Raw genomic sequence first — 25517 nt, 5'->3', positions numbered from 1 at the left:
CAATCGCACCCCATGACAGCGCTCGACGGCATCCGCATCCTCGACCTCTCGCGCGTGCTCGCCGGCCCCTGGTGCACGCAGGCCCTGGCGGACCTGGGCGCCGACGTGATCAAGGTCGAGCGGCCCGGCAGCGGCGACGACACGCGCAGCTGGGGCCCTCCGTTCCTGAAGGATGCGCAGGGACGCGACACGCACGAGGCCGCGTATTACCTGGGCACCAACCGCAACAAGCGCTCGCTCACCTGCGACATCGCACGGCCCGAGGGGCAGGCGCTGATCCGCGAGCTGGTGCCGCACTGCGACGTCTTCATCGAGAACTTCAAGGTCGGCGACATGGCGCGCTACGGCCTGGACTACGCATCGCTGAAGGCGCTGAATCCGCGTCTCGTGTATTGCAGCGTGACGGGCTTCGGCCAGACCGGCCCGTACCGCGAGCGCGCGGGCTACGACTATGCGGTGCAGGGCATTGGCGGCCTCATGAGCATCACCGGTGAGCGCGACGACCTGGGCGGCGGGCCGCAGAAGGTCGGCGTCGCGGTCGCCGACCTGTTCACCGGGATGTATTCCGCGCTGGCCATCGTGGCCGCCCTGCGGCATGCCGAGCGCACCGGCGAAGGCCAGGCCATCGACATGGCACTGCTGGACACGCAGGTCTCCATGCTGGCCAACCTGGGTGCCAACTACCTCGTGAGCGGCAAGGTGCCGGGCCGCGCCGGCAATGCGCACCAGAACATCGTGCCGTACCAGGTGTTCGAGGTGGCGCCGGCCGCTGATGGCACCAAGGACCACGTGATCATCGCGGTGGGCAACGATGGCCAGTTCGCGAAGTTCTGCGAAGTCGCCGGTCGTCCCGATCTGGCATCGGACCCGCGCTTCGCCCGCAACCAGGACCGGGTGCGCAACCGGGCGGTGCTGGTGCCGATCCTCGAGGAGGTGATGCGCACGCGGCCGAAGGCGCAATGGCTGGCGGCGCTCGAGGCGGCCAAGGTGCCATGTGGCGCGATCAACAACATCGCCGAGGTGTTCGCGGATCCGCACGTGCGCGAGCGGGGGATGGTCACCGAGTGGGACCATCCGCTCGCTGGCGCGCTGCACCTGGTGTCCAGCCCGATGAAGCTGAGTGGAACGCCCGTGCGCACCGAGTTGCCACCGCCGCTGCTGGGCCAGCACACGGACGCAGTGCTGCACGAGCTGCTCGGCTGGAGCGACGGGCGCATCGCCGCGTTGCGGCAGCAAGGAGTGCTGTGATGGCCAACTTCGTCCTCGTGCACGGCGCCTGGCATGGCGGCTGGTGCTGGCAGCGCGTGCAGCGGCCGCTGGCCCGTGAAGGACACCGCGTGCATGCGGTCACCCTCACCGGCGTCGGCGAGCGCGCGCACCTGCTCTCGTCGGCCATCACGCTGGAGACGCACATCGCCGACGTCGCCGGCGTGATCGAGGCCGAGGAATTGCACGACGTGGTGCTGGCCGTGCATTCGTACGCCGGCATGATCGGCACCGCCATTGCCGATCGCATGGGTGGGCGCCTGCGGCACCTGGTCTACGTGGACGCGGTGGTGCCACGGCCCGGCGAGAGCTGGAGCAGCACGCACTCGCGCGCGGTTCGCGAGGCCCGGCTCGCCGGCGCTGAAGGCACCGACGACTACAGCCTCGCCGCACCGGATCCAAACAACTATGGCCTGGAAGGGGAGGACTACGCGTGGGTCAAGCGGCGCCTCACCGCGCATCCGGGGCACACCTACGAGGCGACTCTCGACTTCGATCCGCAGCGGGTGGCTTCGGTGCCGCGCACCTTCGTCAACTGCGTTCGACCGGCCCTGCCGACCATCGACGCGATCCGCCCGCGCATGGCCGACCCGCAGTTCTGGGGCGGCGCGTGGCGCGGCGGTGCTGGGGCGCAGGTGGTCGAGCTGGCCACTGGGCATGACCCCATGGTCACCCTTCCTGCTGAGCTGGCCCAGCTCCTGTTGCGCTGTGCTTGACGTGAAGCAAAGGGGCTTGTGCCAGTGGTCAGGCAGCCCGCGGTGCGGCGACCTAAAATCACAGCCATGAAAAAGGCCCTGATCGGATTCGGCGTGGCGGTGCTGGTGGCCGCGGGTGCGGCCGTCTACCTGACCACCGGCCCCACCGCCGCACCGGCGTCGACGTTCGTGCTGCTCGATGGCTCGAAGAAGACCACCACCGACCTGAAGGGCCAGGTGACGCTGGTCAACTTCTGGGCGACAAGTTGCACCACCTGCGTCGGCGAGATGCCCAAGATCGTCGCGACCTACGACAAGTACAAGGGCCGCGGCTTCGACACGCTCGCCGTCGCGATGAGCTACGACCCGCCGGCGTACGTGGTGAACTACAGCGAGACGCGCAAGCTGCCGTTCAAGGTGGCCATCGACAACACGGGTGCCGTGGCCAAGGCCTGGGGCGACGTGGAGCTCACGCCGACCACCTACGTGGTCAACAAGAAGGGCGAGATCGTCAAGCGCTATGTCGGCGAGCCGAACTTCGCCGAGCTGCACCAGCTGATCGAGAAGCTGCTCGCCGAGACGGCCTGAGTTCGCGCTCCAGTCCGCAACGAAGAAGCCCCGCATCGCGGGGCTTTTTGCTGGGCGCCTTACTTGTTGCGGAAGTCGTCGTGGCAGGCCTTGCAGGCCGCCGCGGTGGGCTTGAAGGCAGCCTTCAGGTTGTCCAGGTTGTTGGTCTTGGCGGCAGCCAGCAGCTTCTGGGTCTCGCCCACCAGCTTCTCGTTGTGCTCCCTGAATTTGGCCTGCTCGGTCCAGATCTCCGGCTTGGCCTTCGTGTTGCCGATCTTGTCGGTGCCGGGCACGAAGCCGGTCCAGGGCAGCTTCGCCATTTCGGCCACGACTTCGGCGTTCTCGACGGCGGCCTTGGCGTCGTAGGGCACCTTGTCGTTCGCCATCGCGCCGATCCGGGCGAAGTGCTGCGACATCACGAACAGCGCGCTCTGGCGGTACTTGACGGCGTCTTCCGGCTTGGCGAACTGCGCGGCGGCCGGCAGGGTGAATGCCGCTGCAGCAATGGCGGTGGCGATGGGCGCGATGAGTTTCATCAGGGGGTCTCCAGGTTGGATGCGAATTGTCGGGTCTTGCCCTGGAGCAAACGTTGGCGGCCGCCCTTTCATTCCTCGGGACAAATCCGCACTTCGGCGCATGGCCAGTCACCGGCAACAATCGGTCCTCCCGCCACTCCTTGCATCACGAGCCATGCCAACCACCGTGCGCGTCTGGGACCTGCCCACGCGGATCTTCCACTGGGCACTCGCCACCTGCGTGCTGGGCTCGCTCGCCACGGCGTGGATCCCTGGCGCGCCGATCGAATGGCATGCGAAGCTGGGATACGCGATCCTCGCCCTGCTGGCGTTCCGGCTGGTGTGGGGCCTCGTGGGTGGTCACTGGTCGCGGTTCGCGAGCTTCTTGTACTCGCCCGGCAGCACCCTGGCCTACCTGCGCGGGCAGCACCACCCCGACCATCTGGTGGGCCACAACCCGCTGGGCGCGCTCTCGGTCTTCGCCATGCTCCTGGCGCTGGCCGCGCAAGTGGGCACCGGCCTCGTGAGCGACGACGAGATCGCATTCACCGGGCCGCTGAACCGTTACGTCTCCAGTGCAAAGGCCCTGGCAGCCACCTGGTACCACGAGGCCGTGGGCCAGTGGCTGGTGCTGGCGCTGGTCGTCCTGCACGTGGGCGCGATCGTGTTCTATGCCGTTCGCAAGCGCGAGAACCTGGTCCGCCCCATGCTGCGCGGCGACAAGGAAGTGGCGCATGCGACCGTGTCGTCGGCCGACCAGGGCGCGCGCCGCGCGTTGGGCCTGCTGCTGTTCGGCGCCTGCGCCGGCGCTGTCTGGTGGGTGGTGCGCTAGGGAATGGCTGAGGTTGAATCGTCGCGCCACGCCGCTAAACTGCCCCTCCCGCCACTGACCGCCACCCGCCTTGCCCACGGCTGAGTACCCTGTCCTCGATCTGGTCACGCCCAGCACTCCCGAGGACCTGCAAGCCACCCGAGAGATCTTCCAGGAGTACGCCCGCGGCCTCGGCGTGGACCTCTCGTTCCAGGGTTTTGACGAGGAGCTCGCCTCCTTGCCCGGCGACTACGCACCACCACGCGGCGCGCTGTTCCTGTCCAGGGCGGACGGCGTCGTTGCCGGTTGCGTGGCGTTGCGCCCCCTGGATTCCAGCGACTACCCGGATGCGGCCGAGATGAAGCGGCTGTATGTGCGACCCGCGTTCCGCGGACTGGGCCTGGGCCGGCAGCTGGCCGAGGCGGCCCTGGATGCGGCGCGGCAGGGTGGCTATGCCACCGTGCTGCTGGACACCCTGGACGACATGGAGTCGGCCCGCGCGCTGTACGAGGACCTGGGGTTCGAGGCCGTGGAGCCGTATTACCACAACCCCATCCCCGGGGCGCACTACCTCAAGGCCGACCTGAGGAATTCCGCGTGGGGCGCCCTGCGTTGAGCGCGGAGGCCGCGCCCCGCGCTTGGCACTGAACGCTCAGCGCTTGCCGGCCTGGGCCAGCAAGGTGTCGGCGTCGCTCACTTCGAACTTGCCCGGTGCCTCGACGTTCAGGCTCACCACCTTGCCGTCCTTCACCAGCATCGAATAGCGATTGCTGCGCAGGCCCATGCCCCGGCCCGTCAGGTCGAGCGTGAGGCCGGTGGCCTTGGCGAAGTCGGCGCTGCCGTCGCCCAGCATGCGCACCTTGCCATTGGTCTTCTGGTCGCGCGCCCAGGCGCCCATCACGAATGCGTCGTTGACGCTCACGCACCAGATCTCGTCGACGCCGGCCTTCTTCAGGTCGTCGAACTTCTGCACGTAGCCCGGCACGTGCTTGGCCGAGCAGGTGGGCGTGAAGGCGCCCGGCAGCGCGAACAGCGCGATGGTCTTGCCCTTGGCGGCGTCCTTCACCTTCACCGGGTTCGGGCCGATGCTGCAGCCGTTGCCTTCGACTTCCGAATACTCCTGCAGGGTGACATCCGGCAGGCTGTCTCCGACCTTGATCATGGCGTGCTCCTCGTGGGTGGAAAGAAACGGCCCACATTGTGGGCCGTTTCGGGGGCTGGACGCCGGGGCGGGGTTTAGACCACCGCGGCCTTCTCGACCAGGCGGGTCGCGACCCAGTTCTTGGTCTTGGAGATCGGCCGGCTCTCGGTGATCTCGATCACGTCGCCCAGGTGGTATTCACCGTTCTCGTCGTGCGCGTGGTACTTGCTCGACTTGGCAACGATCTTGCCGTAGAGCTCATGCTTCACGCGGCGCTCCACCAGGACCGTCACGGTCTTGGCGCGCTTGTCGCTCACCACCTTGCCGATCAGGGTGCGCTTGAGGGAGGTCTTGGCTTCCGTCATGGTCACTCCTGATTACTTGGCGGATTGCGCGCGCTTCTGGGCCAAGATGGTCTTGGCGCGCGCGATGTCGCGGCGCGTCACGCGCAGCGAACCGGTGTTGGTCAATTGTTGCGTGGCCTTCTGCATGCGCAGCCCGAAGTGGGCGCGCTGCAGGTCCTTGACCTCGGATTCGAGGCCGGCAACATCCTTGTTGCGCAGGTCGGCGGCTTTGGTCATCTCAAACTCCTCAGGCGCCGATCATGCGGGTGACGAAAGTGGTGCGAAGGGGCAGCTTGGCCGCGGCCAGCTTGAATGCCTCGCGCGCCAGTTCCTCGGGCACGCCCACGATCTCGTACAGCACCTTGCCCGGCTGGATCTCGGCGACGTAGTACTCGGGGTTGCCCTTGCCGTTGCCCATGCGGACCTCGGCCGGCTTCTGGCTGATCGGCTTGTCCGGAAACACGCGGATCCAGATGCGGCCACCACGCTTGACGTGGCGGGAGATCGCGCGACGCGCGGCTTCGATCTGGCGCGCCGTGAGGCGGCCGCGATCGGTGGACTTCAGGCCGAAGTCACCGAAAGCCACCGAGTTGCCCCGGGTGGCGATGCCGGTGTTGCGGCCCTTCTGCTCTTTGCGGTATTTGCGGCGAGCGGGTTGCAGCATGCTTACTCTCCTTTGCCGTCGGCCGCGGGTGCGGTCGGCGCGGCCACCTTGCGAGCGACGCGCTTAACGGCGGTTTTCGGTGCGTCCGCACCTCCAGTGGCCTCTTGGGGCTTGTCGCTGCCGTCGGCAGGCGCGGCATTGGTGCCTGCGCCTGCACCGGCACCGCCGCCACGCGGACCGCGCGACGGGGGACGGCGATCGCCGCCAGGGCCGCCACGGCGGTCGCCGTCACGGCGCGGGCCGCGCGGACCGCGACGCTCCTCGCCCTCGGGGCGCGGCGTGCTGTCCAGCGACGGGGCGTCGTTGCGTCCCAGCGTGTCGCCCTTGTAGACCCACACCTTGACGCCGATGACGCCGTAGGTGGTCTTGGCTTCGCTGAAGCCGTAGTCGATGTCGGCGCGCAGCGTGTGAAGCGGCACGCGGCCTTCGCGGTACCACTCGGTGCGCGCGATCTCGATGCCGTTCAGGCGGCCCGACGACATGATCTTGATGCCTTGGGCGCCGAGGCGCATGGCGTTCTGCATCGCGCGCTTCATCGCGCGGCGGAACATGATGCGCTTCTCGAGCTGCTGGGTGATCGAGTCGGCGATCAGCTGTGCATCGACTTCGGGCTTGCGCACTTCCTCGATGTTCACTGCGACCGGCACGCCCAGGCGGTTGGCGAGTTCCTTCTTCAGGTTCTCGATGTCCTCGCCCTTCTTGCCGATCACCACGCCCGGGCGGGCGGAGTAGATCGTGATGCGGGCGTTCTTGGCAGGACGCTCGATCAGCACGCGCGAGACGGCCGCGTTCTTCAGCTTGCTCTTGAGGTAGTCGCGGACCTTGATGTCCTCGGCCAGCATGCCGGCGAAGTCACGGTTGTTCGCGTACCAGCGGCTGGCCCAGTTGCGGCTGACCGAAAGACGGAAGCCGGTCGGATGGATTTTCTGTCCCATATCTTCTCGCCTTGCCTCAGTTGCCGACCGTCACGTACACGTGGCACGTGGGCTTGCTGATGCGGTTGCCGCGGCCCTTGGCGCGCGCCGTGAAGCGCTTGAGCGTCGCGCCCTGCTCCACGTAGATGGTCTTGACCTTCAGCTCGTCGATGTCGGCGCCGTCGTTGTGCTCGGCGTTCGCGATCGCGGACTCCAGCACCTTTTTGACGATGACAGCGGCCTTCTTCTGGGTGAATTCCAGGATGTTCAGCGCCTGGTCCACCTTCTTGCCGCGGATCAGGTCGGCCACGAGCCGGCCCTTGTCGACGGACAGGCGGACGCCACGGAGGACTGCACGGGTTTCCATGTCTGCTCCTTACTTCTTCTGGACTTTCTTGTCCGCGGGGTGACCCTTGAAGGTGCGCGTCAGGGCGAATTCGCCCAGCTTGTGGCCCACCATCTGGTCGGTGATGTAGACCGGCACGTGCTGCTTGCCGTTGTGAACGGCGATGGTCAGCCCGATGAAGTCGGGCAGGATCATCGAGCGGCGCGACCAGGTCTTGATCGGCTTCTTGTCCTTGGCGGAGACGGCCTTGTCGACCTTGGCCACCAGGTGGTGGTCCACAAACGGACCCTTCTTGAGAGAACGCGTCATTTGTGCGACCCCTTACTTCTTGCGGCGCGAGACGATGAACGTCTGCGTGCGCTTGTTGTTGCGAGTGCGGTAACCCTTGGTCAGGTTGCCCCACGGATCCACCGGCGGCATGCCCGTGCCGGTGCGGCCTTCGCCGCCGCCGTGCGGGTGGTCGATCGGGTTCATCGCGACGCCGCGCACCGTCGGGCGGATGCCCATGTGGCGCTTGACGCCGGCCTTGCCCAGCTGGCGCAGGCTGTGTTCCTCGTTGGCCACTTCGCCGATGGTGGCGCGGCACTCGACGTGCACGCGGCGCACTTCACCGGAGCGCATGCGGACCTGCGCGTAGGTGCCTTCGCGCGCCAGCAGCGTCGCGGAGGTCCCGGCCGAGCGGGCGATCTGCGCGCCCTTGCCGGCCTGCAGCTCGATGCAGTGGATGGTCGAACCCACCGGGATGTTGCGGATCGGCAGCGTGTTGCCGGCGCGGATCGGGGCTTCCGATCCGGACAGCAGCTGCGCGCCGACTTCCAGGCCACGCGGGGCGATGATGTAGCGGCGCTCGCCGTCGGCATACACCACCAGGGCGATGTGGGCCGTGCGGTTCGGGTCGTACTCGATGCGCTCCACCTTGGCCGGGATCCCGTCCTTGTTGCGGCGGAAGTCGACCACGCGGTAGTGGTGCTTGTGGCCACCGCCCTTGTGGCGGGTGGTGATGTGGCCGTTGTTGTTGCGGCCGGCCTTCTGGAACTTGGGCTCCAGCAGCGGCGCGTACGGCTCACCCTTGTGCAGGTGGTCACGCGTGACCTTCACCACGGCGCGCTGGCCGGGCGAGGTCGGTTTCATCTTGATGACGGCCATGGCTTTACGCAGCCTCCCCGGAGAGATTGAGCTCCTGGCCAGGCTTGAGCGTCACGTAGGCCTTGCGCACGTTGTCGCGGCGGCCCACCGAGCGGCCGAAGCGCTTGGTCTTGCCCTTGGTGTTGACCACCGACACGCCCTTGACTTCCACCTTGAACATCAGTTCGACGGCGGCCTTGATCTCGGGCTTGGTGGCGTCCTGCAGCACCTTGAAGGTGACCGCGTTGGTCTTGTCGGCCACGTGCGTCGCCTTCTCGGAGACGATCGGCGCAACGAGCACCGACATCAGGCGGCCTTCGTCGAACTTGCGTTCGGCGGGGGTGGGGTTCACACGGCTCATGCGAACATCTCCTTGAGCTTGTCGATGGCGGCCTTGGTGACCAGCACCTTCTTGTAGTGCACCAGCGACAGCGGATCGGCGTAACGCGGCTCGACGACGAGCACGTTGGCCAGGTTGCGCGAGGCAAGATACAGGTTCTCGTCGACTTCGTCGGCGATCACCAGCACCGAGTCAAGGTTCATGGCCTTGAACTTGGCGGCCAGCTGCTTGGTCTTGGGCGAGTCCACCTTGATGGAGTCGACCACGGCCAGGCGGCCCTCGCGGGCGAGCTGGGAGAAGATGGACGCCATGCCGGCGCGGTACATCTTCTTGTTGATCTTCTGGGTGAAGTTCTCGTCCGGGCTGTTCGGGAAGATGCGACCGCCCCCGCGCCACAACGGCGACGAGGTCATGCCGGCGCGGGCGCGGCCCGTGCCCTTCTGCTTGAACGGCTTCTTGGTCGAGTGCTTGACCATCTCGCGGTCCTTCTGGGCGCGAGTGCCCTGGCGGGCATTGGCCTGGAAGGCGACGACGATCTGGTGCACCAGGTCTTCGTTGTATTCACGACCGAAAACGGTCTCGGGCGCGTCGTACTTGGACGCGGCCTGGCCCTGCTCGTTCAGGAGTTCGAGCTGCATTACTTCGCTCCCTTCTTGGCGGCGGGCGCGGCTGCGGCGGTCTTCGTGCGGGCCTTGACGGCCGGACGCACGGTGACGAAGCCACCCTTGGAGCCGGGGACGGCGCCCTTGATCAGCAGCAGCTGGCGGGCCTCGTCGATGCGGATGACGTCCAGGTTCTGGGTCGTCGTGGTCTCGTCGCCCATGTGGCCGGTCATCTTCTTGCCCGGGAACACGCGGCCCGGGTCCTGCGCCATCGAGATCGAGCCAGGCACGTTGTGCGAACGGCTGTTGCCGTGCGACGCGCGCTGCGAGCTGAAGTTGTGGCGCTTGATGGTGCCCGCGTAGCCCTTGCCGATCGAGGTGCCCTGCACGTCGACCATCTGGCCCACGGCGAACACGTCAGTCACCGGCACGGTGGCACCGGCAGCGTACTTGCCGGCGGCTTCGGCGGTGACGCGGAATTCCTGGATGATCTCACCGGCTTCGACACCCGCCTTGGCGAGGTGGCCAGCTTGCGGCTTCGTCACGCGCGAGGCCTTGCGCGCACCGAACGTGACCTGCAGGGCCACGTAGCCGTCGTTGTCCTGGGTCTTGACCTGGGTGACTCGGTTGCCCGACACGTCCACCACCGTGACAGGAACTGCGTCCCCGTCATCGGTGAACAGGCGCATCATGCCCACCTTGCGGCCCAGCAACCCGAGGGAGTTGCTCTGACTCATGTTGTTGCTCCGTTGCTTCCGCCGCAGCCGCTGCAATTGGCTTCTGCGTTTGACGCCCTCCGAAAGAGGACGGCGAAAGAAGGTTGATCCGTTGCGCCTCCCGACTGGCGGGAAACGCCCACACCCCGCCCCGATTTGGGCGAAGCCTGTGATTGTAGCGTGCCGGCGACTGGCGTGCAAGGCACCGGGGCCAGGCACTGCCTCTGCCAGCGCGCCGCAAAGAACAACGCCGCGCGGGGCGCGGCGTTGCTCAGGGTGCGGCAGCGCTTACTGCAGCTTGATCTCGACGTCCACGCCGGCCGGCAGGTCCAGCTTCATCAGCGCGTCGACGGTCTTGTCGGTCGGGTCGACGATGTCCATCAGGCGCTGGTGCGTGCGGATCTCGAACTGGTCACGCGAGCTCTTGTTCACGTGCGGCGAGCGCAGGATGTCGAAGCGCTTCATGCGCGTCGGCAGGGGCACGGGACCCTTGACGATGGCGCCGGTGCGCTTGGCGGTGTCGACGATCTCGGCGGCGGACTGGTCGATCAGCTTGTAATCGAACGCCTTGAGGCGGATGCGGATCTTCTGCTGGGTTGCCATGGTTCTGCTTCCTCGCCTTATTCCATGATCTTGGCAACGACGCCGGAACCGACGGTCTTGCCGCCTTCGCGGATGGCGAAGCGCAGGCCTTCTTCCATGGCGATCGGGGCGATCAGCTTGACGGTGATCGACACGTTGTCGCCGGGCATGACCATCTCCTTGTCCTTGGGCAGCTCGATGGCGCCCGTCACGTCCGTGGTGCGGAAGTAGAACTGGGGACGGTAGTTGTTGAAGAACGGCGTGTGGCGGCCGCCTTCGTCCTTGCTCAGCACGTAGATCTCGGCCGTGAAGTGCGTGTGCGGCTTCACGGAACCCGGCTTGCACAGCACCTGGCCGCGCTCGACTTCCTCGCGCTTGGTGCCGCGCAGCAGGATGCCCACGTTGTCGCCAGCCTGGCCCTGGTCCAGCAGTTTGCGGAACATCTCCACGCCCGTGCAGGTGGTCTTCTGGGTGGGCTTGATGCCCACGATCTCGATTTCCTCGCCGACCTTGATCACGCCGCGCTCGACGCGACCGGTCACCACGGTGCCGCGGCCGGAGATGGAGAACACGTCTTCCACCGGCATCAGGAACGCGCCGTCCACGGCACGTTGCGGGGTCGGGAAGTAGCTGTCCATCGCGTCGGCCAGCTTCATGATGGCCTTCTCGCCCAGGTCGCCCTTGTCGCCTTCCAGGGCCAGCTTGGCCGAGCCGTGGATGATCGGGGTGTCGTCGCCGGGGAAGTCGTACTTGGTCAGCAGCTCGCGCACTTCCATCTCGACCAGCTCGAGAAGTTCAGCGTCGTCGACCATGTCGCACTTGTTCAGGAACACGATGATGTGCGGCACGCCCACCTGGCGGGCCAGCAGGATGTGCTCGCGCGTCTGGGGCATCGGGCCGTCGGCGGCCGAGCACACCAGGATGGCGCCGTCCATCTGGGCAGCGCCGGTGATCATGTTCTTGACGTAGTCGGCGTGGCCCGGGCAGTCCACGTGCGCGTAGTGGCGGTTGGCCGTCTCGTATTCCACGTGCGCGGTGTTGATCGTGATGCCGCGCGCCTTTTCTTCCGGCGCCGCATCGATCTGGTCGTAGGCCTTGGCTTCGCCGCCGAACTTGGTGGACAGCACCGTGGTGATGGCCGCCGTCAGCGTGGTCTTGCCGTGGTCCACGTGGCCGATGGTGCCCACGTTGACGTGCGGCTTGGTGCGCTCGAACTTACCTTTTGCCATTTCAATTCCTCAACAAAGAGCAATGCCCGTGTGATTGGTTTTACGTCTGCATCCCATCACGGGGTCCCTCGCCACGGGCAGCGCGGGGTGTGTGATCGCAGACAAATTCAAACAGCAGGACGCAGAGGACGCGAAGGTTGCGCAGAAGTCGCAAAAGAGGCAAAGCACCTGGGAGGCTCTTCTGCGTCTTCTGCGGAACCTCTGCGCCTTCTGCGTCCGGTAGTCCGTTCCCGCCTTCGTTACTTCGCGCGGGCGGCGACGATCGCCTCGGACACGTTGCGCGGAGCCTCGCTGTAGTGCTTGAACTCCATCGTGTACGTGGCACGGCCCTGCGACATCGAACGCAGCGTGGTCGAGTAGCCGAACATCTCCGACAGCGGCACCTCGGCCTTGATGGCCTTGCCGCCGCCGGGCATGTCGTCCATGCCCTGCACCATGCCGCGACGGGACGACAGGTCGCCCATCACGTTGCCGGCGTAGTCCTCGGGCGTCTCGACTTCCACGGCCATCATCGGCTCGAGGATGACCGGGCTGGCCTTCTTCGCGGCTTCCTTGAAGCCGAAGATGGCAGCCATCTTGAACGCCTGCTCGGACGAGTCCACGTCGTGGTACGAACCGAAGGTCAGGGTGACCTTCACGTCCACGACCGGGTAGCCGGCCAGCACGCCGGAGTTCAGCGCCTCGACGACGCCCTTCTCCACGGCCGGGATGAACTCGCGCGGCACCACGCCGCCCTTGATGGCGTCGACGAACTCGAAGCCCTTGCCCGCTTCCTGCGGCTCCAGGGTGAAGACGACGTGACCGTACTGGCCCTTGCCGCCCGACTGGCGCACGAACTTGCCTTCGACGTCGGTGACCTTCTTGCGCACCGTCTCGCGGTAGGCGACCTGCGGCTTGCCCACGTTGGCTTCCACGCCGAATTCGCGCTTCATGCGGTCGACGATGATCTCCAGGTGGAGCTCGCCCATGCCGCCGATGATGGTCTGGCCGGACTCTTCGTCGGTGTTCACGCGGAACGACGGATCCTCGGCAGCCAGGCGTTGCAGCGCGACGCCCATCTTCTCCTGGTCGGCCTTCGTCTTGGGTTCCACGGCCTGGCGGATCACCGGCTCGGGGAACACCATGCGCTCCAGCGTCACGATGGACGACGGATCGCACAGGGTTTCACCGGTCGTGACGTCCTTCAGGCCCACGCAGGCGGCGATGTCGCCGGCGCGGATCTCTTCGACTTCCTGGCGGTTGTTGGCGTGCATCTGCACGATACGGCCGATGCGCTCCTTCTTGCCGCGGATCGGGTTGTAGACGCTGTCGCCCTTGGTCAGCACGCCCGAATAGACGCGCACGAACGTGAGCTGGCCCACGAACGGGTCGGTCATCAGCTTGAACGCCAGGGCCGAGAACTTCTCGCTGTCGTCGGCCTTGCGGCTGGTTTCCTTCTCGTCCTCGTCCAGGCCCTTGACCGGCGGGATGTCGATCGGCGAGGGCATCAGTTCGATGACCGCGTCGAGCATCCGCTGCACGCCCTTGTTCTTGAAGGCGGTGCCGCATAGCATCGGCTGGATCTCGCCGGCGATGGTGCGCGTGCGCAGGCCGAGCGTGATCTCTTCCTCGTTCAGATCACCCTCTTCCAGGTACTTGTTCATCAGCGTTTCGTTGGCTTCGGCCGCGGCCTCCACCATCTTCTCGCGCCACTCCTTGGCGGACTCCACCAGGTCGGCCGGGATGTCCTCGAAGGTGAACTTCATGCCCTGGGACGCCTCGTCCCAGATGATCGCCTTCATCTTGCGCAGGTCGACCACGCCCTTGAAGCCTTCCTCGGCGCCGATCGGGATGACGATGGGCACGGGGTTGGCCTTCAGGCGCAGCTTCATCTGGTCGTAGACCTTGAAGAAGTTCGCGCCGGTGCGGTCCATCTTGTTGACGAACGCGAGGCGCGGCACGCGGTACTTGTTGGCCTGGCGCCAGACGGTCTCGGACTGCGGCTGCACGCCGCCCACGGCGCAGTACACCATGCAGGCGCCGTCCAGGACGCGCATGGAACGCTCCACCTCGATGGTGAAGTCCACGTGTCCGGGGGTGTCGATGATGTTGATGCGGTGCTCGGGGAAGGACATGTCCATGCCCTTCCAGAAGCAGGTGGTGGCCGCCGACGTGATGGTGATGCCGCGCTCCTGCTCCTGCTCCATCCAGTCCATGGTGGCGGCGCCATCGTGCACTTCACCGATCTTGTGGTTCACACCGGTGTAGAACAGGATGCGCTCGGTGGTCGTGGTCTTGCCGGCGTCGATGTGCGCCGAGATCCCGATGTTGCGATAGCGCTCGATGGGCGTTTTGCGGGCCATGATGATCTTTCGTTGAAAGGGGAAAGGGCCCGCTTTTGGCGGGCCCCATTTCCTTGATTACTTCAGATGGGGACGGTTCTTAGAAGCGGAAGTGCGAGAAGGCCTTGTTCGCCTCGGCCATGCGGTGCACTTCATCGCGCTTCTTCATGGCGCCGCCGCGGCCTTCCGTGGCTTCCATGAGTTCGTTCGCCAGGCGCAGGGCCATGGACTTCTCGCCGCGCTTCTTGGCGGCTTCCTTGAGCCAGCGCATCGACAGCGCCAGGCGGCGCACCGGACGCACTTCCACCGGCACCTGGTAGTTGGCGCCGCCGACGCGGCGGGACTTCACCTCGACCATCGGCTTGACGTTGTTGATGGCCATCGTGAACGCCTCGACCGGGTCACGGCCGGGGTTCTTCTTCTCGATCTGCTCGAGCGCGCCGTAGACGATGCGCTCGGCGACCGCCTTCTTGCCGCCTTGCATGATGACGTTCATGAACTTGGCGAGCTCGACATTGCCGTACTTGGGGTCCGGCAGGATTTCACGCTTAGGGACTTCGCGACGACGTGGCATTTCTAACCTCTCAATTTGCTTCAGCTGGCCCTCGAAGGACCCAGGGCGCCAATCGGCTTCCCGCTTACTCGACCCGGAAGTGGGTCACTACGCTGACTCAGCCTGCCAGGGCTGAATGAGCACCGACAAACTACCTGGCTGCTTAGGCCTTCTTCGGGCGCTTCGCGCCGTACTTGGAACGCGCCTGCTTGCGATCCTTGACGCCCTGCAGGTCCAGAGAACCGCGAACGATGTGGTAGCGCACGCCCGGCAGGTCCTTCACGCGGTCGCCGCGCACGAGCACCACCGAGTGCTCCTGCAGGTTGTGGCCTTCGCCGCCGATGTACGAGATGACCTCGAAGCCGTTGGTCAGGCGCACCTTGGCGACCTTGCGCAGCGCCGAGTTCGGCTTCTTCGGCGTCGTGGTGTACACGCGGGTGCACACGCCCCGGCGCTGGGGGCTGTTCTGCATCGCGGGGGACTTGGATTTGGTCTTTTCGACCTCCCGCCCCTGACGCACGAGTTGGTTGATGGTTGGCATTGAAAAAAACGTCCCTAAACGTCTGGTAAAGCGCGGTCCACGAGAACCGTGACGCGCAAAGCCTTGCCCGCCCCAAATGCGGGAAAGCCTTTCAGTATACCTTGCTGCTGGATGCCCTGCAATGGACGGCGCCTCCCTGGGCCTGAGACCGCGCCCTCGCCGTCACTTGATCCAGAGCCGCACGGCGTCCCAGGCGCGGCCCAGCACGCCCGCCTGCTCGACCGTTTCCAGGGCGAGCAGCGGCACCTCCGCCAGCGGCTTGTCGCCCGCCAGCACCTTGAGCGTGCCTACATGCTGGCCCTTGGTGAACGGAGCGACCAGCGGATCAGGCCGCGCAATGGCGGTCTTCAGCTGGGTGGCAGTGCCGACAGGCACCGCGACGACGAGCGCCTGCGGCCGGCCGAGCTTCACGGTGCTGGCGTTGCCCTTCCAGACCTCGGGGGTCGCCACGGGCTGGTTGGCGTCGAACAGCTTGATGCCCTCCCAGGCCGTGTAGCCCCAGTTCAGCAGCTTCTGCGACTCGGTGGCGCGCGCCTCCTCGCTGCTGGCGCCGAGCACGACGGACAGCAGGCGGCGGCCCTGCAGGTTGGGGAAGTCACGCCTGGCGGTGGCGATCAGGCAGTAGCCGGCCGCGTCGGTGTGGCCGGTCTTGAGGCCGTCCACCGTGGGATCCCGGAACAGCAGCAGGTTGCGGTTCGTGTCGTTGGCCGTCGGCGTGCCCTGGTAGCGGTACTTCCTGATCGCGTAGTAGTGCAGGTACTCGGGGAAGTCCTGCATGATCCGCGCCGCGAGGACGCCCAGGTCGCGCGCGGTGGTCGTCTGGCCCGGGGTGGTCAGGCCCTCGGGGTTCTTGTACGAGGTGTTCTTCATGCCCAGCGCCGTGGCCTGCTGGTTCATGAGATCGACGAAGTGCTCGACCGAGCCGCCGACGCCCTCGGCCAGGGCGACGGTCGCATCGTTGCCCGACTGCACGATCATGCCCTTGATCAGGTCATCGACGGGCACCCGCATCTTGGGATCGATGAACATGCGCGGGCCCGGCATCTTCCAGGCGCGCTCGCTCACGGGCAGCGCCTGCTGCAGGGTGATCTTCCTGGCGCGCAGCGCGTCGAACACCAGGTATTGCGTCATCAGCTTGGTGAGCGACGCCGGTTCGACGGGGCTGTCGATGTCGCGACCGGCGAGCATCTGGTTGGCACTGACGTCCAGGACCAGATAGCTGCGCGCGGCCACCTCGGGCGGTTGCGGGACCTGCGCGGATGCACACAGGGACAGGAGCGCCAGCAACGGCGCCATGAGCGCCTTGGCAAATCGATTCATCGCGAGGAGCGGATCACGAACGCAGGTGGCGGGCCACCAGGGATTTCAGGAGCGGCAATTGTCCGTGGAAGAAGTGCCCGCCTCCGGGAACCACGGTCACCGGAAGCGCCTGCGGGCGCGCCCAGTCCATCACCGCCGTGAGGGCCACGGTGTCGTCCTGCTCTCCGTGCAGCACCAGGGTTCGATCGTGCGCGTCGGGCGGGATGACCGGGACGGCAAAGCGTGAAGCAGCAGTCCCCACCAGCACGACCTTGCGGATTTCGCGCACCGGCCAGAGCGCGTGCAGGGCGCCGCTGGCGACGAAGGCACCGAAGGAGAACCCCGCGAGTGCGACCGGCCCCTCCGGGGCGATCTGCGACACCAGCGAGAGCATGTCGTCGGTCTCGCCCCGTCCTTCGTCATGCTCGCCGGCACTGGCGCCCACCCCGCGGAAATTGAACCGCACCGCCGTCCACCCCGCCTGGACGAACGCGCGCGCCAGCGTCTGCACCACCTTGTTGTCCATGGTGCCGCCGAACAGCGGATGCGGATGCGCGATGAAGGCAATGCCCTGCGTTGCTGCTTCAGGGTCGTCGCGCAGGACCTCGATCGCGCCGGCTGCGCCTTGCAGTTGAAGGCGCCGGGTGAACGAATTCATCGCAACCTCAGCGCCCCATGCGGGGCGGCGTGAGCAGCCGCTCGACCACGCGGCCGTTCTTCAGGTGCGATTCGACGATCTCGTCGATGTCGTTCGCGTCCACGTACGTGTACCAGACCGCCTCGGGATAAACCACGGCGACCGGCCCCGCGGAGCAGCGATCGAGGCACCCCGACTTGTTGACGCGGACCTTGCCGGGCCCTGCAAGGCCCTGCGCCTTGACCTGGGCCTTGCAGCGTTCGAAGCCGGCCTGGTCCCGTGGTCGGCGCAGCAGTTCTCGCCGTTCTCGCGCTTGTTGAGGCAGAAGAAGATGTGGCGCTCGAAGTACGAGGGCCCGGAGGGATCGCTCATTGGGCGATTCTAGGTGCCGCCTCGCCACGCGAGACCCGCACCAGGACGTACGCCAGCGCCGCGTAAGGCCACAGCCAGCCAAGCCACTGCGCAAGGCCATGGAAGCGGATGAAGCGGCCCTGCTCCCAGGCCTGCAGCAGGTGGGCGAAGTACGGGCTCGCGGGCGCCTGGTTCAGCAGGCTGAGATGCAGGACGAGACCCGCCAGCACCAGGGCCGCACAGCCACGCCGAGGCAGGGCGACGAGCAGGAGAGCCAGAGCCAGGCCGACGACCAGCCCGACGCCGACCGGAAGGCTGAGCCACGCCCATGCGTGCGCCGGTCCCCAGCTGAGTGCCGCCGACAGCGCTGTCACGCCGACCCCCAGCGCGACCAGCATCAGGGCCATGGCCGCGCGCTGCGGCTTCGAGCGCATCACGGAGTAGGCGAGCAGGCAGGGCGCAAGTGCGCCGAGCGTCACGCAGAGCAGCTCGGCGCCGGGCACCAGCGGCTGCAGTTCGACATCACGCACGGGCAGCCACTCGAGGAACGGCGTGTCCGACAGCCAGTCGGCCATGCCGGCCTCGAGGCGCTCCATCACCTGCCCCAGACCGAGTGGCACCGCCGCGGGGAACAGCAATGCGAACGGCCACAGCGCGAGCAGCACGAGGGCGCCGCGCGCATCGTCGACGAACCAGCGCACGCGAAACCGGCTCCAGCGGTCCACCGCTCCGGCGCGTTCGAGGCCGCCGGCGATCGCCGCCCCGAGAAAGGCGCCCGCCGCATTCAGGCCGAAGTCGAGGTTGGAGGCCACCCGGGCCGGCAGGTAGCTTTGCAGCGCCTCCATCGCCAGCGACAGCAGCACGGCCACCGCAGTGGCCGAGGCGATGGCGCGCGGGATGGACACGCCACCCGCGGCGACGCCCTTGCGCAGGTGCGCCAGCGCGAGCAGGAAGCCAAGCGGCGCGTAGCCGGCCGCGTTGGAAACGAGATCGAACGCAGTCCAGTATTTGGGCCAGGGGCTGGCCAGGAACTCCAGCGGACCCACGCCCTGGTCGTGCCAGCCGGCGAAGGGATAGAGGCTGGCGTAGACGATCAGCGCCGCATAGGCCTGCGCCAGCGGGCCGGCGGAGGACTTGCGCGCCTCCATCGCGCTAGAGAGGCTTGACCACGACCAGCACCACGGCCGCGACCAGCAGCAGCACGGGCACCTCGTTGAACCAGCGGTACCAACGGTGGCCGCGCCGGTTCGCATCGCGCTCGAACTTGCGCAGCAGGCGCGCGCAGGCATGGTGATAGCCCACGGCCAGCAGCACCACGACCAGCTTGGCGTGCAGCCATCCGCTGCCGCGCCCGATGCCGAATCCCAACCACAGCCACAGGCCGAGGCCCAGGGCCGGCACCGCGAGCATGGTGGTGAAGCGCAGGAGCTTGCGCGCCATCAGCAGCAGCCGCTCCCGTTCGGCGATCGAACCCGCGTCGACCATGGCCAGGTTGACGAAGATGCGCGGCAGGTAGAACAGGCCGGCGAACCAGCTGGCCACGAACACGATGTGGAACGCCTTGACCCAGAGCATGGGCCGAGTGTACGGAAGGGCAAAAAAAACCCCGGCAATCAGCCGGGGTGGCAAGCCTTTTTGCTGTCACACATTAAGGCACCCGCTCAGGGAGGAAAGCGGGGAGCGGCGAGCCGCCCGGGCGTAATTTAGCAGTCTGCCCCGGTCCTTACAAGCCGAGGTCGGCCGCGCGGCGACTACGGTCCGGTTAGTGGGCCGGCAACGCGACCAGCGCAATGGGGCACAATTTTCGCCATGGTCCTGCATGCCTCCTACCCCCACGGTCGCCCGCGCCGCCTGCGCCGCGACACGTTCACGCGCAACCTGGTGCGCGAGCATGCCCTTACCGCGCATGACCTCATCTACCCCGTGTTCGTCCTCGATGGCGAACGCAAGCGCGAGCCCGTCGCCTCGATGCCCGGCGTCGAGCGCGTCAGCCTCGACCTGCTGCTGCCCGTCGCCGAGCAGTGCCTGGCCCTGGGAATCCCCGCGCTCGCGCTCTTTCCGGTCCTCGATCCGAAGCTGAAGACCGAAGACGGTCGCGAGGCCTGGAATCCCGATGGCCTGGTCCCGCGGGTGGTCAGCGCCCTGAAGCGGCGCTTTCCCGAACTCGGCGTGATGACCGACGTCGCGCTCGACCCGTTCACCAGCCATGGCCAGGACGGCCTGCTGGATGCCAGCGGCTACATCCTCAACGACGAGACCGTGGAAGTGCTGGTCAAGCAGGCGCTGGTGCAGTCGCAGGCCGGCGTGGACATCGTGGCGCCCAGCGACATGATGGACGGCCGCATCGGCGCGATCCGCAAGGCGCTCGAGGAGAGCGGCGCGATCCACACGCGCATCATGGCGTACAGCGCCAAGTACGCCAGCGCGTTCTACGGCCCCTTCCGCGACGCGGTGGGCTCCGCGGCCAACCTGGGCAAGGGCAACAAGAAAGTCTACCAGATGGACCCGGGCAACACCGACGAGGCGCTGCGCGAGGTCGCGATGGACATCGCGGAAGGCGCCGACATGGTGATGGTCAAGCCGGGCATGCCGTACCTGGACATCGTGCGACGCGTGAAGGACGAATTCCGCGTACCGACCTTCGCCTACCAGGTCTCCGGCGAGTACGCGATGCTGCAGGCGGCCGCGGCCAACGGCTGGCTCGATGGCGACGCCGTGATGATGGAGAGCCTGCTCGCCTTCAAGCGCGCCGGCGCCGATGGCGTGCTGACGTACTTCGCGCTCGAGGCCGCGCGCAAGCTGCGCGCCTGAAGCCGGCGATGCAGATCGTCGAATTCACGCCCGGCACCCTTCGATTCCTCGACAGCATCCCGGGCCATCCGCCCGGCGACGGCTTCATCTGGATCTTCCTCGACCGCGAGGACCTGCACGACCTGCTGCCCACGGTGCAGGCGGCCGCGCAACGGCTGGGCGGCTCGGCGCTGCTGGACCTGCACGTCAAGGACCTGAACAACCCCTCGCATCCTTCGCACTACGACTTCACGTCGGTGTACGACCTCGTCATCTTCCGCCGGCTTGCCTCGGGGGAGGAGGTCGACCACGAACTGGCCAGCCACCCTGCGCCGGCATCCGCGTCCACCGCGCTCGCCAGCTTCAGCCGCATCCGCACGCGGCCGGTCGCCTTCGTCGTCTATGACCGCCTGCTGCTCAGCGTGCATCCGCGCGGCTGCTTCACCGCGCGATCGTTCATCAGCCGCTTCCTCTCGGACGCGATGCACAGCGACGGCCTGGCGGCCAATCGCAGCCGGCTGCCCGCCAGCCCGTCTGACCTGATGCTGCGGATGGTGAACGTAATGGTCGACGGCTACCTCGAGTTGCGCAAGCAACTGGGCACCGAGCTCGATCAATGGCAACAGGACCTGCTGCGCCCAGGCTCCGACTTCCGCGGCTGGAGCGCGCTGATGGTGGCGCGCCGCGAGCTGCATGTGCTCGAGGAGCTGTGCGAGGACCAGAACGACGCCATGCAGGAATGGCTGGACACCGCGCGCGAGCAGCCGCCGCCGGGCCTGTCGCAGGCCGAGCGCGACGGCCTGATCGCGCGCGGCCGCGACGTCATCGAGCACATCCAGCGGGTGGTGCACCAAGTGCGCCGCATGGAGCAGGGCGCCGAGAGCGTGGTGCAGATCCACTTCTCGGCCCAGAGCAACCGCACCAACAACATCATGCGGACGCTGACGGCGCTGACGGCTATCTTCCTGCCGCTGAACCTGATCACCGGCGTGTTCGGCATGAACTTCGCCAGCATGCCGCTGCTGCGGGACCCGGTCGGATTCTGGATGGCCATCGGCAGCATGGTCGCGATCGCGGTGATCCTGGGCCTGGTGTTCTGGCGCAAGCATTACCTGGAGCGCAGCTCGCGGTGACGCCGATGTCGGCCGGCGACATCCGCATCGGCTGCGCCGGCTGGACCCTGCCGGCGGACTTGCAGTCCTCCTTTCCCGCGGGCGAGTCGCACCTGCAGCGCTATGCGCAGGTGTTCAATGCCAGCGAGATCAACTCCTCGTTCCACAAGCCGCACCGCCCCACCACGTACGAGCGCTGGGCGCGCAGTGTCGGCGAGGGTTTCGCCTTCTCGGCCAAGCTGCCCAAGCAGATCACGCACGAGGCCCGGCTCGTTGATCCCGATGCGGCGCTGGATGCGTTCTTCGCCGAGGCCAGCGGCCTCGGGCCGCACCTGCAGTGCCTGCTGGTGCAACTGCCCCCGAGCCTCGCCTTCGACGCCGCCGTGGCCGATCCCTTCGCAGCGGCCCTGCGCGAGCGCTACGCCGGGCCGGTCGCCCTGGAGCCGCGCCATGCGAGCTGGTTCACGCCCGAGGTGGATGCATGGCTTGTTCAACGGCGCATCGGCCGCGTGCTCGCCGATCCGGTGCGCCATGCCGCCGGTGCGGCGCCCGGCGGCTGGCCGGGGTTGGTGTACCTGCGGCTGCACGGCTCGCCGCGCGTCTACTACTCGTCGTATGCCCCCGAGGTGCTGGAAGCACTTGCCCCGCGGTTGCGCGAAGCAGCCGCATCCGGTGCGGAAGTCTGGTGCATCTTCGACAACACGGCCGGCCAGGCAGCCGCCGGCAATGCGCTGACGCTGCAGCGGCTGGTGGCTCAGACGAACGGCGGCTGAAGCCCGTCCTGCGCCAGCACGCGCTGCACCGCGGGCCGATCGAGCATGCGGCGCAGGTACGCGCCCACGCGCGGCAGGTCGCGCGCGCGCCCGCTCTCGAAGTTGCGCGTCCAGCGGCACAGCGTGAAGACGTACGGGTCCAGCGCCGTGTACTGCTCGCCGAAGAACCACGGCCCCGCATGCGAGCCGAGCTGCTCCTCCAGCTGCCCGAGCAGGCCGACCACCTTCGCATGCGCATGGCGGCGCACCTGCGCCACGCCTTCGGCGTTGCCTTCGTCCACCCATCGGTGCGGATAGAAGTAGACGATCAGCGTGGCCTGCAGCGTATTGGTCAGCCACGCGAGCCACTTGTAGAAGTGACTGCGGTCGCGCGTGCCGACAGCGGGCGCGAAGCCGGCTTGCGGGTGCTGGTCGCACAGGTGCAAGGCGATCGCCGCCGTCTCGTACAGGACCAGGTCACGGTCCACCAGCACCGGGATCAACCCGTTCGGATTCAGGCGCAGGTAGGCGGCGGCCTTGTGCGCATTCGCGGCCCGATCGACGGGCACGCGCTCGTAGGCAAGACCGAGTTCCTCGAGCAGGATGTGCGGCACCATCGCGGCGGTGCTGGGGGCGTGATGCAGCTGGATCATGCGGTGGGTCGTCGGAGCGGGCCGCCACTGGCCTGCCGGGCCAGTGGCGCATGCGGGCCTCAGGCGGCCAGGTGCTTGGTGAAGAACGCCAGCGAGCGCTCGCGGGCCAGCTTCGCGGAAGGCGCGTCGTACGAGCCGCGCTGGTCGCAGTTGAAGCCGTGGTTGGCCGGATAGACGTACACCTCGACCTCGGGGTGGGCCTTGCGGAACGCCTCGACCGAGTCCAGCGGAATCCAGTGGTCCTGCTTGCCGAAATGCGAGAGCACCGGCACCTTCGGCGTGCGGGCCGCCTCGTCGGGCGTCGTCATGCCGCCTCCGTAGTAGGTGACGGCGGCCGACAGGCCGTCGAGCAGGCACGCCGATCGCCAGGACAGCAGGCCGCCCCAGCAGTAGCCGACGATGCCCACCTTGCCACCCTGCGCGGCATGGCGGATGGCAGCCTGGATGTCCTGCAGCACGCCCGGCGCGGGCAGCGCTTCGACCGCGGTCTTCAGCGCGAAGCCGGCCGACATGTCGTTCTCGCCGTAGCCCAGCTCGACGCCTGGCTTCACCCGGTGGAACGTCGACGGCGCGACAGCGAGGAAGCCTTCCGCCGCATAGCCGTCGGCGACCGAGCGGATGTGCGAGTTGACGCCGAAGATCTCCTGCAGCACGACGACGGCGCCCTTGGCCTTGCCCGTGGGTTGGGCGACGTACGCGGGGAAGGGGAAGCCGTCGGCGGCCTTGAGGTCGGTGAATGCACCCATGGTGGTCTCCTGTGTCAGTGGTCGGAAGAAAGCCTGCGTTGCACGAAGTCGAGCCGGTCCTGGCCCCAGAACAGTTCGCCATCGATCACATAGGACGGCGAGCCGAACACGTTGGCGTCGATCGCCGCCTGCGTGTGCGCCTCGTACTGCTGCTGGACTCCGGGCTCCTTCGACTGCGGCAGCCGCGCAGCGGCGAGCCCGCATTCGCGCAGCAATTCGGCCAGCACGGTGTCGCTGGCAATGTCGCGCTCCTGCACCCACACGGCCGCGAGCACCGCGCCCGCGATGCGCAGTGCGGCGTCGCTGCCATCCTGCTGGTCGACGGCGACGATCAGCCGCGCCGCGGCATCGCCGGAGACGGGGAAGAACTTCGGATGCAGGTTCAGCGGCAGGCCGAGGTGTTCCGAGAAGCGACGCAGCTCGACGAGCCGGTACGCCTGTCGCTGCGGTGCCCGCCTGGCCAGTGGCAGGCCCCCGCTGATCGGGAAGATGCGGCCCAGGTCGATGGGCCGCACGCGCACTGCGGCGCCGGCCTCGCGCGCCATGCGCACGAAGCGCTCGTGGCCGAGGTAGGTCCAGGGACTTTGCGGGGCGAGGAAGTAGTCGACGGTGCGTGGCATGCGTGGTCCGGATGGGCTTGGCGCTTGTGATTCGGATCGGCGCGGTATCGTAATGCGCTGAACCCGAAAGGACGACGACATGGACAGAGTGGCCCTGATCACGGGCGGCAGCCGCGGCATCGGCGCGGCGACCGCGCTGCTGGCGGCGACGCAAGGCTGGAAGGTGGCGGTCAACTACACGGCGCAGGCCGCAGCGGCCGATGAGGTGGTCCGCACGATCCGTGAACGGGGCGGCGAGGCCTTCGCGGTGCAGGCCGACGTCGCCGACGAGGCGCAGGTGCTGGCGATGTTCAAGGCAGTGGACGAGCGGTTCGGGCGCCTCACCGCGCTGGTGAACAACGCCGGCGTCGTCGACCTCACCTCGCGCGTGGAGGACATGTCGGTCGCGCGGCTCAAGCGGATGTTCGACATCAACGTGATCGGCAGCATCGTCTGCGCGCGCGAAGCCATCCGCCGCATGAGCACGCGCCATGGCGGCGGGGGCGGTGCCATCGTCAACGTCTCCAGTGCCGCAGCGCGCCTGGGCGCGCCGGGCCAGTACGTCGACTATGCGGCGGCCAAGGGCGCCATCGACGTCTTCACGCTCGGCCTGGCCAAGGAGGTCGCGGCCGAAGGCATCCGCGTCAACGCCGTGCGGCCCGGATTGATCGAGACCGACATCCATGCGTCCGGCGGCATTCCCGATCGCGTGCAGCAGCTCGCGCACCTGGTGCCGATGCAGCGTGGCGGCAGCGCCGAGGAAGTGGCACACGCGATCTGCTGGCTCATGTCGCCGGAAGCGAGCTACACGACGATGAGCCTGGTGGACGTCTCGGGAGGTCGCTGATGGTGCGCTATTACTGGGAAGACCTGCAGCCGGGGAGCGTGCGAGAGCTTGGTTCGGTGTCGCCGACGGCGGACGAGATCCGCGCGTTCGCCACGCAGTTCGACCCGCAGCCGTTCCACCTGGACGAGGACGCGGGGCGGCAGTCGGTGTTCGGCGGCCTGTGCGCGAGCGGCTGGCACACCTGCGCGATGGCGATGCGGCTGACGGTCGACAACTTCCTGCGCGAGTCGTCCAGCATGGGCTCGCCCGGCCTCGAGAAGCTCAGCTGGCTCAACCCGGTGTTCCCTGGCGACACCCTCACGTTGCGCCACACCATCCTGGAGTCGAGGCCGCTGCGCAGCAAGCCGGAACTGGGCCTGGTGCGTGCGAGCTGGGAGATGTTCAACCAGCACGGCGACAAGGTGCTGCACATGGAAGGCTACGGAATGTTCCGCCGGCGCGAGCCGGCGTAGCGACACC

At 67.3% G+C, this 25517-nt stretch carries 34 protein-coding genes and 1 pseudogene; 10 read left to right on the top strand and 25 right to left on the bottom strand.

All coding sequences use genetic code 11. The features are described 5' to 3' along the window. Window positions 1–12: 12 nt before the first annotated feature. From ACPWT1_RS05520 to ACPWT1_RS05510, 3 genes are all read left to right on the top strand, one after another. Window positions 13–1248 carry a CaiB/BaiF CoA transferase family protein gene (locus ACPWT1_RS05520; RefSeq protein WP_427914392.1) on the top strand — a complete coding sequence of 412 codons (1236 nt, stop codon included), beginning with the start codon at window positions 13–15 and terminating at the stop codon, window positions 1246–1248. Continuing rightward, complete coding sequence (locus tag ACPWT1_RS05515) at window positions 1248–1982, top strand: alpha/beta fold hydrolase (protein ID WP_427914391.1); 735 nt, start codon at window positions 1248–1250, stop codon at window positions 1980–1982. The genes ACPWT1_RS05520 and ACPWT1_RS05515 overlap by 1 nt, the downstream gene beginning before the upstream one ends. Window positions 1983–2048: 66 nt before the next feature. Continuing rightward, entirely contained in the window at window positions 2049–2549 is a 501-nt protein-coding gene (locus ACPWT1_RS05510) for a TlpA family protein disulfide reductase (RefSeq protein WP_427914390.1), read from the top strand. Window positions 2550–2608: 59 nt separating this feature from the next. Here the strand turns inward: ACPWT1_RS05510 and ACPWT1_RS05505 are convergent, their stop codons facing one another. Further along, a complete protein-coding gene (locus tag ACPWT1_RS05505) occupies window positions 2609–3064 on the bottom strand; it encodes a c-type cytochrome (protein ID WP_427914389.1) in 456 nt (151 codons plus the stop codon). Between the two features lie 154 nt (window positions 3065–3218). Between ACPWT1_RS05505 and ACPWT1_RS05500 the strand changes: the two genes are divergently transcribed. Next, window positions 3219–3875 (top strand): cytochrome b/b6 domain-containing protein, encoded by a 657-nt coding sequence (locus ACPWT1_RS05500; RefSeq protein ID WP_427914388.1) that lies wholly within the window; start codon window positions 3219–3221, stop codon window positions 3873–3875. Between the two features lie 70 nt (window positions 3876–3945). Next, window positions 3946–4470 (top strand): GNAT family N-acetyltransferase, encoded by a 525-nt coding sequence (locus tag ACPWT1_RS05495; protein WP_427914387.1) that lies wholly within the window; start codon window positions 3946–3948, stop codon window positions 4468–4470. A gap of 36 nt (window positions 4471–4506) precedes the next feature. Here ACPWT1_RS05495 and ACPWT1_RS05490 read toward each other — a convergent pair whose 3' ends face one another. From ACPWT1_RS05490 to ACPWT1_RS05390, 21 genes and pseudogenes are all read right to left on the bottom strand, one after another. After that, the gene (locus ACPWT1_RS05490) at window positions 4507–5016 is read right to left on the bottom strand and encodes a peroxiredoxin (protein WP_427914386.1); all 510 of its coding nucleotides are present in this window, start codon (window positions 5014–5016) and stop codon (window positions 4507–4509) included. 74 nt (window positions 5017–5090) lie between these two features. Then, window positions 5091–5360, bottom strand: a complete 270-nt coding sequence (gene rpsQ / locus ACPWT1_RS05485; protein WP_427914385.1) for a 30S ribosomal protein S17 — start codon at window positions 5358–5360, stop codon at window positions 5091–5093. Window positions 5361–5372: 12 nt separating this feature from the next. Continuing rightward, window positions 5373–5576: a 50S ribosomal protein L29 gene (gene rpmC, locus ACPWT1_RS05480; RefSeq protein ID WP_427914384.1), complete on the bottom strand. Its 204-nt coding sequence runs from the start codon at window positions 5574–5576 to the stop codon at window positions 5373–5375. Between the two features lie 10 nt (window positions 5577–5586). Further along, window positions 5587–6003 (bottom strand): 50S ribosomal protein L16, encoded by a 417-nt coding sequence (rplP, locus tag ACPWT1_RS05475; RefSeq protein ID WP_157398699.1) that lies wholly within the window; start codon window positions 6001–6003, stop codon window positions 5587–5589. A gap of 2 nt (window positions 6004–6005) precedes the next feature. After that, entirely contained in the window at window positions 6006–6938 is a 933-nt protein-coding gene (gene rpsC, locus ACPWT1_RS05470; protein WP_427914383.1) for a 30S ribosomal protein S3, read from the bottom strand. Window positions 6939–6954: 16 nt separating this feature from the next. Beyond that, window positions 6955–7284: a 50S ribosomal protein L22 gene (gene rplV / locus ACPWT1_RS05465; RefSeq protein WP_157398701.1), complete on the bottom strand. Its 330-nt coding sequence runs from the start codon at window positions 7282–7284 to the stop codon at window positions 6955–6957. Between the two features lie 9 nt (window positions 7285–7293). After that, on the bottom strand, window positions 7294–7572 hold the full coding sequence (gene rpsS, locus ACPWT1_RS05460) for a 30S ribosomal protein S19 (RefSeq protein ID WP_027102398.1): 279 nt from the start codon (window positions 7570–7572) through the stop codon (window positions 7294–7296). A 12-nt stretch (window positions 7573–7584) separates the two neighbouring features. Then, on the bottom strand, window positions 7585–8409 hold the full coding sequence (gene rplB, locus ACPWT1_RS05455) for a 50S ribosomal protein L2 (protein WP_427914382.1): 825 nt from the start codon (window positions 8407–8409) through the stop codon (window positions 7585–7587). Window positions 8410–8413: 4 nt separating this feature from the next. After that, window positions 8414–8749 (bottom strand): 50S ribosomal protein L23, encoded by a 336-nt coding sequence (rplW, locus tag ACPWT1_RS05450; protein ID WP_427914381.1) that lies wholly within the window; start codon window positions 8747–8749, stop codon window positions 8414–8416. Beyond that, window positions 8746–9366, bottom strand: coding sequence for a 50S ribosomal protein L4 (gene rplD, locus ACPWT1_RS05445; RefSeq protein ID WP_427914380.1), 621 nt, complete (start codon window positions 9364–9366; stop codon window positions 8746–8748). The genes rplW and rplD overlap by 4 nt, the downstream gene beginning before the upstream one ends. Next, on the bottom strand, window positions 9366–10067 hold the full coding sequence (gene rplC, locus ACPWT1_RS05440; protein WP_427914379.1) for a 50S ribosomal protein L3: 702 nt from the start codon (window positions 10065–10067) through the stop codon (window positions 9366–9368). Before rplC ends, rplD begins: the two co-directional genes overlap by 1 nt. Window positions 10068–10334: 267 nt before the next feature. Then, window positions 10335–10649: a 30S ribosomal protein S10 gene (gene rpsJ, locus ACPWT1_RS05435; protein WP_027102403.1), complete on the bottom strand. Its 315-nt coding sequence runs from the start codon at window positions 10647–10649 to the stop codon at window positions 10335–10337. Between the two features lie 17 nt (window positions 10650–10666). Further along, window positions 10667–11857 (bottom strand): elongation factor Tu, encoded by a 1191-nt coding sequence (gene tuf, locus ACPWT1_RS05430; protein ID WP_427913976.1) that lies wholly within the window; start codon window positions 11855–11857, stop codon window positions 10667–10669. 239 nt (window positions 11858–12096) lie between these two features. After that, window positions 12097–14199: an elongation factor G gene (gene fusA, locus ACPWT1_RS05425; RefSeq protein WP_427914378.1), complete on the bottom strand. Its 2103-nt coding sequence runs from the start codon at window positions 14197–14199 to the stop codon at window positions 12097–12099. A 79-nt stretch (window positions 14200–14278) separates the two neighbouring features. Further along, on the bottom strand, window positions 14279–14752 hold the full coding sequence (gene rpsG, locus ACPWT1_RS05420) for a 30S ribosomal protein S7 (protein WP_055894768.1): 474 nt from the start codon (window positions 14750–14752) through the stop codon (window positions 14279–14281). Between the two features lie 142 nt (window positions 14753–14894). Beyond that, window positions 14895–15272, bottom strand: coding sequence for a 30S ribosomal protein S12 (gene rpsL / locus ACPWT1_RS05415; protein WP_427914377.1), 378 nt, complete (start codon window positions 15270–15272; stop codon window positions 14895–14897). A gap of 162 nt (window positions 15273–15434) precedes the next feature. After that, window positions 15435–16592 carry a D-alanyl-D-alanine carboxypeptidase family protein gene (locus ACPWT1_RS05410; RefSeq protein ID WP_427914376.1) on the bottom strand — a complete coding sequence of 386 codons (1158 nt, stop codon included), beginning with the start codon at window positions 16590–16592 and terminating at the stop codon, window positions 15435–15437. A 13-nt stretch (window positions 16593–16605) separates the two neighbouring features. Then, entirely contained in the window at window positions 16606–17229 is a 624-nt protein-coding gene (locus ACPWT1_RS05405; protein ID WP_427914375.1) for an alpha/beta hydrolase, read from the bottom strand. A 7-nt stretch (window positions 17230–17236) separates the two neighbouring features. Continuing rightward, a pseudogene (locus ACPWT1_RS05400) lies at window positions 17237–17580 on the bottom strand ((2Fe-2S) ferredoxin domain-containing protein). Then, the gene (locus ACPWT1_RS05395) at window positions 17577–18707 is read right to left on the bottom strand and encodes a VanZ family protein (protein ID WP_427914374.1); all 1131 of its coding nucleotides are present in this window, start codon (window positions 18705–18707) and stop codon (window positions 17577–17579) included. The pseudogene ACPWT1_RS05400 and the gene ACPWT1_RS05395 overlap by 4 nt, the downstream one beginning before the upstream one ends. 4 nt (window positions 18708–18711) lie before the next feature. Then, complete coding sequence (locus ACPWT1_RS05390; protein WP_427914373.1) at window positions 18712–19134, bottom strand: CopD family protein; 423 nt, start codon at window positions 19132–19134, stop codon at window positions 18712–18714. 234 nt (window positions 19135–19368) lie between these two features. On the opposite strand from ACPWT1_RS05390, the gene hemB reads away from it, so the two are divergent. Genes hemB through ACPWT1_RS05375 form a run of 3 tightly spaced genes read left to right on the top strand, consistent with a single transcriptional unit; the run spans window position 19369 to window position 22234 of the window. Further along, the gene (gene hemB, locus ACPWT1_RS05385; protein WP_427914372.1) at window positions 19369–20370 is read left to right on the top strand and encodes a porphobilinogen synthase; all 1002 of its coding nucleotides are present in this window, start codon (window positions 19369–19371) and stop codon (window positions 20368–20370) included. Between the two features lie 8 nt (window positions 20371–20378). Continuing rightward, the gene (locus tag ACPWT1_RS05380; protein ID WP_427914371.1) at window positions 20379–21482 is read left to right on the top strand and encodes a magnesium transporter CorA family protein; all 1104 of its coding nucleotides are present in this window, start codon (window positions 20379–20381) and stop codon (window positions 21480–21482) included. 5 nt (window positions 21483–21487) lie between these two features. After that, window positions 21488–22234, top strand: coding sequence for a DUF72 domain-containing protein (locus ACPWT1_RS05375; protein ID WP_427915513.1), 747 nt, complete (start codon window positions 21488–21490; stop codon window positions 22232–22234). On the opposite strand, the gene ACPWT1_RS05370 is transcribed toward ACPWT1_RS05375, so the two are convergent. From ACPWT1_RS05370 to ACPWT1_RS05360, 3 genes are read right to left on the bottom strand one after another with little or no spacing between them, the layout of a single operon-like run. Then, entirely contained in the window at window positions 22216–22866 is a 651-nt protein-coding gene (locus tag ACPWT1_RS05370) for a glutathione S-transferase family protein (protein ID WP_427914370.1), read from the bottom strand. The two genes, ACPWT1_RS05375 and ACPWT1_RS05370, sit on opposite strands and share 19 nt — an antisense overlap. Window positions 22867–22925: 59 nt before the next feature. Further along, entirely contained in the window at window positions 22926–23612 is a 687-nt protein-coding gene (locus ACPWT1_RS05365) for a dienelactone hydrolase family protein (protein ID WP_427914369.1), read from the bottom strand. A 14-nt stretch (window positions 23613–23626) separates the two neighbouring features. Next, window positions 23627–24232: a 2-hydroxychromene-2-carboxylate isomerase gene (locus ACPWT1_RS05360; protein ID WP_427914368.1), complete on the bottom strand. Its 606-nt coding sequence runs from the start codon at window positions 24230–24232 to the stop codon at window positions 23627–23629. 79 nt (window positions 24233–24311) lie between these two features. On the opposite strand from ACPWT1_RS05360, the gene ACPWT1_RS05355 reads away from it, so the two are divergent. Both ACPWT1_RS05355 and ACPWT1_RS05350 read left to right on the top strand, forming a co-directional pair. Continuing rightward, window positions 24312–25058 carry an SDR family oxidoreductase gene (locus tag ACPWT1_RS05355; protein WP_427914367.1) on the top strand — a complete coding sequence of 249 codons (747 nt, stop codon included), beginning with the start codon at window positions 24312–24314 and terminating at the stop codon, window positions 25056–25058. After that, window positions 25058–25510, top strand: a complete 453-nt coding sequence (locus ACPWT1_RS05350) for a MaoC family dehydratase (RefSeq protein WP_427914366.1) — start codon at window positions 25058–25060, stop codon at window positions 25508–25510. The genes ACPWT1_RS05355 and ACPWT1_RS05350 overlap by 1 nt, the downstream gene beginning before the upstream one ends. Window positions 25511–25517: the final 7 nt, after the last annotated feature.

The sequence above is a fragment of the Ramlibacter sp. MMS24-I3-19 genome (genome assembly GCF_050320135.1).
Classification (GTDB): Bacteria; Pseudomonadota; Gammaproteobacteria; order Burkholderiales; family Burkholderiaceae_C; genus Ramlibacter.
Note: the sequence above shows the minus strand (reverse complement) of the source record. Positions and strands in the feature narration are given on the sequence as shown.